Here is a 9,799-nt window from a genome sequence, read left to right as displayed (position 1 = left end):
CCACGCCGATGAAGGTGGGGACCGTCACCACAAGCCCGGTTTCGAGGGTCGCCGGCTTTCCGCCACCGGCGGCAGTCTGACCCTTGATCGCCGCGTCGGTCTCGCTGACTTCCAGCACCACCGTGGCCGGAAGGTCCAGGCCTATGGGCACCTCGTTGTGGAAGGCCACCTGTACCTGGGTATTCGGCAACAGATACTTTGCCTGCTCCTCGAGATCTTCCATCGGGATCGGCACCTGTTCATAGCTCGCGTTGTCCATGAAGATATAACTGTCACCGTCGGAATAAAGGTATTGCATCTCCCGCACCTCGACATGGGCCTTTTCCACTTTATCCTCGGAACGGAAGCGCTCATTCAACTTGGTGCCAGTGGAAATTTCCTTCATCTCGAGCTGGACGAAGGCGCCACCCTTGCCGGGCTTGACGTGTTGCTTCTTGAGTACGCGGTAGAGCCCGCCGCTGTATTCGATCAGATTGCCGACGCGTACGTCGAAGGCCGAAATCTTCATGCCATATACCCGGGTATTGGTGAAAACGACGCGCATTCTAGACAGGGGGGACGGGATTGCAAAGGCGGCAGAGGCCGCGAGGCCGGGGAAAGGTCCCCTGGAGTCCAGAACAGGAAAGAAGAAACGATATTGTGTACAATGAGTTACCGTATCTTATTAAACCCGATTCTATTTATTCTGCGGCTTGCAGCGCGGTTCGTTAGATCCGGCAAACGGATGGTAGGCTAGGATCAACCCGCTGCTAGCCAAGCCCGCATGAAACCAGCCAACATCCCGATGCAAACGTTTTCTCTCGACTGCGATCGTTGTCCACGACTGGCCGCACACCTTGCCGGCGTGCGCACCGAATTCCCGGCCTACCATGCACGCCCGGTACCCAGTTTCGGAGACCCGGAGGCGAGACTGCTGATCGTGGGTCTGGCGCCGGGTATGCACGGAGCCAACGCCAGCGGCCGCCCGTTCACGGGGGACTTTGCCGGAATTCTGCTGTATGAAACCCTGCACCGTTTCGGATATGCCAACCGGCCCAAGTCCGTCGCTGCGGACGATGGACTGGAACTGCGGGATTGCCGCATCACCAACGCGGTGCGCTGCCTGCCGCCGCAAAACAAACCGTCGACCGACGAGGTCAACCTCTGCAACGACTTTCTCGCCCAGGAGCTGCAGCAACTGCCGGAAGGGGGCGTGGTGATCGCCCTTGGAACGATTGCTCACAGGGCGGTTCTTCGGGCGCAAAACCAACGACAGTCGGCGTTTCCGTTTGGCCATGGGGCCTGCCATCGCCTTGCGGACGGAATGCTGCTCCTGGATTCCTACCATTGCAGCCGTTACAACACGCAGACGCGACGCCTGACTCCGGATATGTTTGCCTCGGTGTTTCGCGAAGCCCGGAGACGGTTGCAGCAATCATGAGCGAAGCCTCTTTTGACCCGAAGACCTTCGTCGCGAGTCTGCCGCGATCGCCGGGGGTGTATCGCATGATGGGCGCCGACGATGAGGTCCTCTACATCGGCAAGGCGCACGATCTGCGGGCGCGGGTTGGAAGCTATTTCCGGAACACGGGCCAGTCGCTCAAGACCGCGGCCATGGTCCGGCAGATTCAGCGTATCGAAACAACGGTAACTCACACCGAGAGTGAAGCCCTGCTTCTGGAAAATGACCTGATCAAGCACCAGAAGCCGCGATTCAATGTGATGCTTCGCGACGACAAGAGTTATCCATATATCTACCTTTCCACTGAAGACGAATATCCGCGCCTTGATTTCCATCGGGGTCCAAAACGCAGGGCAGGGCGCTATTTCGGTCCCTACCCCTCGGCGTCATCGGTGCGCGAAAGTCTGTCGCTTCTACAAAAGACCTTTGGGGTTCGACAGTGCCAGGACAGCTTCTTTTCACAGCGTTCCCGTCCCTGTCTTCAGTACCAGATTCAGCGATGCCGGGCCCCATGCGTGGGGCTGGTCAGCGCGGAAGACTATGCCCGGGATGTGCGACGTACGGAGATGTTCCTTGAGGGCCGAAGCCAGGCCTTGATCGAAGAACTTGTGGTCGATATGGAACGCGCGGCCGGGCACCTGGAATATGAGCAGGCAGCACGAATCCGGGACCATATCGCCGCGCTGAAGCGTATCCAGGAAAAGCAGTACGTAAGTGCGGAAGGGGGCGACCTGGATGTCGTGGCGGCAGAGGTGGACCATGGCGCCGCCTGCGTACACCTGTCCATGGTCCGCGATGGCCGACAACTTGGCAGCCGACAGTATTTCCCCCGGGTGTCCAGTCACCAGGAAGCCGGGGAGGTTCTGGCGGCGTTCCTGTCGCAACACTATGCCGCCAACCCGGTCCCGGCAGAGATCTACGTCAGCCACGGCGACCCCGAATATGAAATGCTGGAAATGGCCCTGGGGCAGCGGGAAGGGCGCAGAATCCGCATCGTACTGCCCACGCGCGGGGCGCCGCGCCGCTGGATCAAGATGGCGATGCTGAACGCACACACTGCCCTGCGCCAGTACGTAGTCAGCCGTGCGAGCCTGCGCCAACGCTTCCAGGATCTGCAGGACGCCCTGGGGCTGGATGCGATCCCGGAGCGTGTCGAATGTTTCGATATCAGTCACACACTAGGCGAAGCGACCGTGGCATCGTGCGTCGTGTTCAACCAGGACGGGCCACTGAAAAGCGATTATCGACGCTATAACATTGAGGGCGTCGAGCCCGGGGACGACTACGGTGCCATGGAGCAGGTGCTTACCCGCCGCTATCGCAAGATGAAAGAGGGCGACGGCACGTGGCCTGACGTAATACTGATCGATGGCGGGAAGGGGCAGCTTGCGCGGGCGGAAGAGGTCATGCGCGAATTGCAGATCGGAGGGCTGACACTGGTCGGGGTGGCCAAGGGACGCGAACGCAAACCGGGCATGGAGCGCCTTTTCTTGTCCGCCAGTGGCAGCCCCACTATACTGCCCGCGGATGCTCCGGCCCTGCACCTGATCCAGCAAATCCGCGACGAGGCACACCGCTTTGCGATCACGGGTCACCGACAGCGACGCGGCAAGGCCCGCACCCGATCGCGCCTGGAATCCGTGGCCGGCGTCGGCGAGAAGCGGCGTCAGGCCCTGTTGAAGCACTTTGGCGGCATGCAAGGTGTGGGACGCGCCGGAATTGAAGACCTGGCCGCCGTCCCCGGCGTGAGCCCGGAGCTCGCGCAACGAATCTACGACGCCTTTCACGGCGAGGATCGCTGAGCGAGATGCCCAATCTTCCGAATCTGCTGACCCTCCTTCGCCTTGCGCTGATCCCGCTGCTGATCCTCCTGTACTACCTGAAGTACCCCTGGGCGCCCGCGGCGACGACCGCGGTCTTCACCCTCGCTGCCCTGACTGATCTGCTGGATGGCTACCTGGCGCGGAAGCTTGATCAGGAGTCGCCCATGGGCGCCTTTCTCGACCCGGTGGCAGACAAGCTGATCGTGGCCGTGGCGCTGGTGGTGCTGGCCGCGGACCCGGCTGTGCAGCGCATGGTCTGGGATCAGCGGGTTTTCGCCGTGGTGGTGGTGATCATTATTGGCCGCGAAATCACGGTATCGGCCCTGCGGGAATGGATGGCCGAGGTGGGCAAGCGCTCCCGCGTGGCGGTTTCCTACCTGGGCAAGGTCAAGACGGTGTTCCAGCTCGTCGCCATCGGCATGATGCTGTATCGGGCGCCTCTGTGGGGAATCCCCATCCCGCAACTGGGGGAGGGCCTGCTTTATCTGGCCGCCGGTCTGACCTTGTGGTCCATGATGGCCTATCTGCGGGCCGCCTGGCCGTCCCTGCGGGATTCCTGAGTCAAATTCACGCCGGAACCTTGCTTGACAGGGGGGCGGCCCGGCTTACAATACGCATCCCACGCGGGAATAGCTCAGGTGGTAGAGCACAACCTTGCCAAGGTTGGGGTCGCGAGTTCGAGTCTCGTTTCCCGCTCCATACGCTGGGAAGGGTTAGGGCCTTTCCCTATTTTTTACCCTCGGCAGGCGGCTATATGCTATATAGCCGGCCGGCGCCGTTATGGCTGGGTGGCAGAGTGGCTATGCAGCGGACTGCAAATCCGCGAACCTCGGTTCGATTCCGGGCCCAGCCTCCATATAGAACAGGGGCATAAGGAAGCGTCCCTGTTTTTCCTCTCCAGAAATAAGCAACATGTAAGCAGCCAAAGCGCCGCTCGGCGCGGCGGCACCCGTGGCCGTTCTACAGTGTCCCTATCTCGTGCCGCGGTCGTATTGGATCAGAGCGGGTTGAAGACGGTATGGGCCGGTAGACCCCCTCTGAGCTGGTTCCAGACGACCTATGGGCTCAAAATCCCTAGGTAGCCAGGTCTCAGGCCTGTTAGAATCCGCTCAGTTTTTGTCCGGCTCGGCATGCGATTCCGTGTACCTCGGTTCAATTTCGGCACCAGCCTCCATTTTCGTCGTACTGCGCCCCGGGCGCGAATCCATTACACTAGGCCCGCCAACCGAACACGCCCGGGTGGCGAAACTGGTAGACGCAAGGGACTTAAGGTAATTGAGCACCCAGGCCGGAAACGTCTGGCGTGAATGGAGTCAAATTCGGGGAAACCTCAGCGCGTGAGGGCGGTGGCAATCCCGAGCTAAGCCCCGCCGGCGTGCCGCCGGGGAAAGTGTAGAGACTTGACGGCTCCTGCCTACGTCGCCGAGGCTGGCGATAGGGCAAAGAGAAAGTCCAGGCCACAAATGTGCCGTCCGGCGCAGCAGCGAAAGCTGTAGTGGGCATGAAAATCCCTCGGAGGGTAACTTCCATGCCGGTTCGACTCCGGCCCCGGGCACCAACGCCGGTCCGGCCGAGACGGGTCGGCCGGTCCAACGCAGTCAGGAGAGTATTTTGATACCTGAAATCGGTCACTTTGCCCTGATTCTTGCCCTGTGCATGGCTCTGCTGCAGTCCACGGTCCCGCTCATCGGCGCCGCCCGCGGAAACCGCAGCTGGGTCGCCCTTGCGCGCCCGGCGGCGAGGGCACAACTGCTATTCATGCTCATTGCCTTTGCCAGCCTCACCTATGCCTTCATCGTCCACGATTTTTCCGTCGCCTACGTCCAGCGCAACTCCAACACGAATCTGCCGCTGATATATTGCATCTCCGGGGTCTGGGGCGCCCACGAAGGCTCGCTCCTGCTTTGGGGCACCGTGCTCGCGATCTGGACCGGGGCCGTTACCGTGTTCAATCGCAGCGTGCCGGAAGTTGTCATCGCACGTGTGCTTGCCGTCATGGGTATGGTGAGCATCGGTTTCCTGCTGTTCATGCTGCTTACCTCGAACCCCTTCGTTCGCCAGTTCCCGGTTCCGCTCCACGGGAATGACCTGAACCCCCTGTTGCAGGATCCGGGGCTCGCCATTCATCCACCCATGCTGTACATGGGCTACGTCGGATTTTCGGTCGCCTTTGCCTTCGCGATTGCCGCCATGCTCGGCGGTCGGCTGGACACCGCATGGGCGCGCTGGTCGCGTCCATGGACCCTGGTGGCCTGGGTCTTCCTTACCCTGGGCATCGTGCTCGGCAGCTGGTGGTCCTACTATGAACTTGGCTGGGGTGGCTGGTGGTTCTGGGATCCGGTGGAGAACGCTTCGTTCATGCCGTGGCTGGTCGGCACGGCGCTGATCCATTCCCTGGCCGCGACGGAGAATCGTTCCGCATTCAAGGCATGGACGGTGTTGCTGGCGATCTTTGCCTTTTCGCTCAGCCTGCTCGGAACCTTTCTGGTCCGCTCCGGCGTGCTTACGTCGGTCCATGCGTTTGCCAGCGATCCAACGCGCGGTGTCTTCGTGTTGATCTTCCTCAGCCTGGTCGTCGGCGGTTCGCTTGGCCTGTATGCCTGGCGCGGACCCCAGATCCGGAGCACCGCCCGCTTTTCTCTCATCTCCCGGGAGACCGGCATTTTGCTCAACAACGTCGTCCTGGTCGCGACGTCTGCAAGCATACTTCTCGGTACCCTGTACCCGCTTGCGGTTGATGCGCTCGGCCTGGGCAAGATTTCCGTGGGTCCGCCGTACTTCAATCGCATCTTCATCCCGTTGATGATCCCGATTGCCCTGGTGGTGGGTCTTGGCGCTATCGCCCGCTGGAAGCAGGACAGCCTGTGGCGTCTGCTCTGGCAGATGCGCTGGGCCGGTGCCGCCACTGTGGTCCTGGTTGTGATCTCCGTTGTCCTCATGCCCCATTTCAGCCTGGCAGCGACAGGGGGACTGTTGCGGGCGTTCAGGGTCGCCGGTACCACCCTGCTGGGTCTGTACCGGCGGGTTGCGGCGGCCAAAAGAGGGGCGGAAACCTGGAAACGGGTTCCCCGTGCGTTTTACGGGATGTCCCTGGCCCATCTTGGGATTGCCGTGTTTGTTGTCGGGGTCAGCCTCACCACCACGTTTAGCCAGGAAGAGGACGTGCGCCTGGCGCCCGGCCAGTCCTACGAACTCGGCGGCTATCACTTCGAGTTTGACGGCGTTCGCCAGGTGAGAGGACCGAACTACACGGCGCACCAGGGCACCGTGACCGTGACCCGCAACGGGAAATTGATCGCGACGATGTCCCCGCAAAAGCGGGTGTACGACGTGCAACGGCAACCCATGACGGAAGCGGCAATCGATCCGGGACTCACCCGGGACCTGTTTGTGGCCCTTGGAGAGCCACTGGGAACCTCGGACGGATCCTGGAGCGTACGCCTGTACCACAAGCCCTTTATCCGGTGGATCTGGATGGGTGGCGTATTCATGGCCCTGGGCGGGCTCCTGGCGGCGAGTGACCGCAGGTATCGGGTGCTCGCGCGCCGTCGGGCCACCGCGCAGGAGAGCTCCCTGTTACATTCCGGTGCCGCATCGTGACACGGTTCGTTCGGATTCTGGGCCTTGCCGTACTTGTGATCCTCGGTGGCACAGCCCGCGCCGGGATCGAGGTGCACAGCTTTCCGGACAAGGACAGCGAGCAACGCTACGAGAAACTGACACACGAGCTGCGTTGCCTGGTGTGTCAAAACGAGACCATTGCCGCGTCCAATGCCGATCTTGCCAAGGATCTGCGTCAGGAAATCTACGAAAAGGTCGTGGCGGGGCAGAGCGACAAGCAGATCGTCGATTTCATGGTTGCCCGGTACGGGGACTTTGTTTTGTATCGCCCACCCTTCAAACCGATCACGATCCTCCTGTGGGTGGGTCCCTTTCTCATGCTGGCAACCGGATTGATCATCCTGTTCGTGATGATTCGTCGACAGGGAAGATCCGATCAGGGGCAGCCCGATGGCGATGAGCTATCTCGCGCCCGACGGTATCTCGAAACAGGAAACGACGACTCATGACGGTCTGGTTCTGGGTGATTACGGTCGGCCTGGTGGCCGCCGCCTTGTCCATACTCTATTTTGGCTCCCGCCGGAAAGCGGGCGATGGATTCATCAATCGCGATCAACAGAACGCGGAAATCGCCCGGGAGAAACTTGAGACCCTGAAGCGGGAGCTGGCCGACGGTCAGATTTCACAGGCCGAGTTCGACCAGTACGAAATCGAGCTCGAACTGGCCCTGGGGAGCGACCTGGCAGGTCCGGCGGAAACGGGTGCAACCGCGGTTCGCCCGGCGAGGAACCTGCTGATCGCGATCGGCATCGCCGTACCCCTGCTGGCCTTTGGACTCTATGCCTGGCTCGGAAATCCGACCATGGTTACCTCCCTTCCCAAAGGCGTCATGCCAAACATGACGGAGCTCGCCCAACGCCTGAAGGCACAACTGCGCCAGACCCCGGATGATGCGCGCGCCTGGTTCATGCTCGGACGTGCCTACATGAGCATGGACCGATATCCGGAAGCCGCTCATGCCTATAGTCAGGCCCATCGCTACGCCGGGGACAATGCCGATGTATTGCTGAGCTATGCCGATGCCCTGGCCATGACCCAGGGCGGAAGCATGAGCGGAAAGCCGGAGGCCCTGGTCGCGCGGGCGCTGGAAATCGATCCGCAAAACACAACCGGCCTTTGGCTTTCGGCTATGGCGGCGAGCCAACGAGGTGACTACGAGCAAGCAGTCAAACAGTGGCGTCGGGTCGAACAGATAGTCAAGGACGATCCGAAAACACTGCGCGAAGTTCGCGGACTGATTGCGCAGGCGGAACAGAAACTGGCTCACCACGTCGCAGCGCCCCCGGTTGCAAAATCCGCAAAAGCAGCAGCAAAGAGCCTGGAGGTGTCCGTACGGCTCGATCCCTCCCTGGTAAAGGAGATCTCACCTGGGGATACGGTGTTCGTATTTGCCAAGGCGGAGAACGGTCCCCCCATGCCCCTGGCGGTGGTCCGTAAACCGGTGGGCTCGCTTCCGTTGCAGGTCACCCTGGATGATTCCATGGCCATGATTCCGGCCATGCATCTTTCTGCATTCAAGCGCGTCGTGGTGGGGGCCCGGGTATCGAAGTCGGGCAACCCCTTGCCCCAGGCGGGGGACCTGGAAAGCGCACCGGTACCGGCAGTGCCGGGGCAGAAGGGCAGGATTCGGATCGTGATCAATAAAAAGGTATCGGGCTAGACAGAAAGCGGCCCCGATTCAATCTCGAAGGTTATTTAATTAGTTCATATAATATCTTGTTAATAAAGCGGAAAGTATCCAGTTTCTCTCCGATCCTAGACAGCAGACAAGCGCCGGCGACGGGCCTAGAATGACGATATTCCCCGGGGCAGGAGCGTCACGGGTTTCAAGGAGGCTGCCATGAAACCATTTCCGCGTTGTCTTTTTTCCCTTTCTCTTGTTCTTCTGGCCGGCTGTGCCACAACGTACGCCTACAATGAAGATTCACCTGACACCAAGGTTCCCACTGGCTCGGTTCTCGCTCTCACAAGGTCCATCACCATTCCGGCCGGGCGGCGCAGTATTTATATCCTCGGCGGGCGGGTCGTCAGTTTCAATGACGTGAACATCTATTACCCGTATTGCCAGTTCCGACTACGCAGGATCGGGGATCACCCGCGAGTTGTGCAACCAGGCTCCTTTCGCGTGGTGAGCACGAAGCAATGGGATGAGTATTCGCAGAACCATCCCCTTGTCAGACTGGCCGCAGCGGGAGGGCCGGCTGGCGGGATCGGTGCTCGCGCCGTGTTGGACGATGGCGGGCCCAGCATCATCAGCCAGGCCACGATTTTGAAGCTCGCGTCGCAAACACAACCACAGGTTGACGATATGGTCTGTCAGCACTGGGGTGATCAGGGACAAACCCCGCATCTGACCATCCACCAGATTCGCGATACCCTGGCTCCTCTCTTTGAACTCAGGGTGCAACGCCCGCCGGGCAAATCCTAGGTTGGCAGGTCTTCGAAGTATTCCAGTGTTTGGCCTATTAGCTTGAGTTTCTCGCCACCGACGACGTAGCTCGCGTAGGCGCTACGGTCGATGGCGGGAGCATCCTCGATTCGAAAGAGGCGATTCAGTTCCAGGTCGTGCTGGACCATCGGCAGGGCCAGATACGCAGCGCCACCGTGTTCAAGCAGAAATGTGCGTGCAATTCTCCCCAGCCCTGTTCGCAGACGCGGTGGCCGGATATCGGGGAAGTGCTGCGCGTGGGCAAGTGCGAACGAAGGACCCCAGTCGACCCAGACGTAGTTCCCGGCCAGGGCCTGTTCCGGGCCAAGATCCGGAATGGAACTGACCAGCACAAGGGGTATGCGGGAGATTCTCCTGCTGACCATGTTGCCGGCCTGGATGCTTTCGAAAGTCATGGACAGGTCGATCGTTCCGTCGGTCAGCTTGCGGTACAGGAGATCCGGTGCCCCGGCATCCGCAGTCAGC

At 60.7% G+C, this 9,799-nt stretch carries 9 protein-coding genes and 2 tRNA genes; 9 read left to right on the top strand and 2 right to left on the bottom strand.

The window, feature by feature from the left end; translation table 11 throughout:
* Positions 1–508: elongation factor P (gene efp / locus P8X48_10325; GenBank protein ID MEJ2107705.1), on the bottom strand; the 508-nt coding region annotated here is incomplete at its 3' end.
* Between the two features lie 255 nt (positions 509–763).
* Here efp and P8X48_10320 point away from each other — a divergent pair.
* From P8X48_10320 to P8X48_10280, 9 genes are all read left to right on the top strand, one after another.
* Complete coding sequence (locus P8X48_10320; GenBank protein MEJ2107704.1) at positions 764–1,420, top strand: uracil-DNA glycosylase; 657 nt, start codon at positions 764–766, stop codon at positions 1,418–1,420.
* A complete protein-coding gene (gene uvrC, locus P8X48_10315) occupies positions 1,417–3,243 on the top strand; it encodes an excinuclease ABC subunit UvrC (GenBank protein MEJ2107703.1) in 1,827 nt (608 codons plus the stop codon). Before P8X48_10320 ends, uvrC begins: the two co-directional genes overlap by 4 nt.
* Positions 3,244–3,248: 5 nt before the next feature.
* A complete protein-coding gene (gene pgsA, locus P8X48_10310; GenBank protein MEJ2107702.1) occupies positions 3,249–3,824 on the top strand; it encodes a CDP-diacylglycerol--glycerol-3-phosphate 3-phosphatidyltransferase in 576 nt (191 codons plus the stop codon).
* A gap of 63 nt (positions 3,825–3,887) precedes the next feature.
* Positions 3,888–3,963 (top strand) — tRNA-Gly (locus tag P8X48_10305).
* 83 nt (positions 3,964–4,046) lie between these two features.
* Positions 4,047–4,120: transfer RNA gene (locus tag P8X48_10300), tRNA-Cys, on the top strand.
* A gap of 755 nt (positions 4,121–4,875) precedes the next feature.
* Positions 4,876–6,864, top strand: coding sequence for a heme lyase CcmF/NrfE family subunit (locus P8X48_10295; protein ID MEJ2107701.1), 1,989 nt, complete (start codon positions 4,876–4,878; stop codon positions 6,862–6,864).
* Positions 6,861–7,334, top strand: coding sequence for a cytochrome c-type biogenesis protein CcmH (locus P8X48_10290; protein MEJ2107700.1), 474 nt, complete (start codon positions 6,861–6,863; stop codon positions 7,332–7,334). The genes P8X48_10295 and P8X48_10290 overlap by 4 nt, the downstream gene beginning before the upstream one ends.
* Complete coding sequence (gene ccmI / locus P8X48_10285) at positions 7,331–8,545, top strand: c-type cytochrome biogenesis protein CcmI (GenBank protein ID MEJ2107699.1); 1,215 nt, start codon at positions 7,331–7,333, stop codon at positions 8,543–8,545. The genes P8X48_10290 and ccmI overlap by 4 nt, the downstream gene beginning before the upstream one ends.
* 180 nt (positions 8,546–8,725) lie before the next feature.
* On the top strand, positions 8,726–9,313 hold the full coding sequence (locus tag P8X48_10280; GenBank protein ID MEJ2107698.1) for a hypothetical protein: 588 nt from the start codon (positions 8,726–8,728) through the stop codon (positions 9,311–9,313).
* Here P8X48_10280 and P8X48_10275 read toward each other — a convergent pair.
* A partial coding sequence (locus tag P8X48_10275; GenBank protein MEJ2107697.1) for a hypothetical protein occupies positions 9,310–9,799 on the bottom strand: 490 nt, incomplete at its 5' end. The genes P8X48_10280 and P8X48_10275 overlap by 4 nt on opposite strands.

This window comes from Acidiferrobacteraceae bacterium (assembly GCA_037388825.1).
In the GTDB taxonomy this organism is placed as follows: Bacteria; Pseudomonadota; Gammaproteobacteria; order Acidiferrobacterales; family JAJDNE01; genus JARRJV01.
This window is presented reverse-complemented; position numbering and strand designations above follow the sequence as displayed.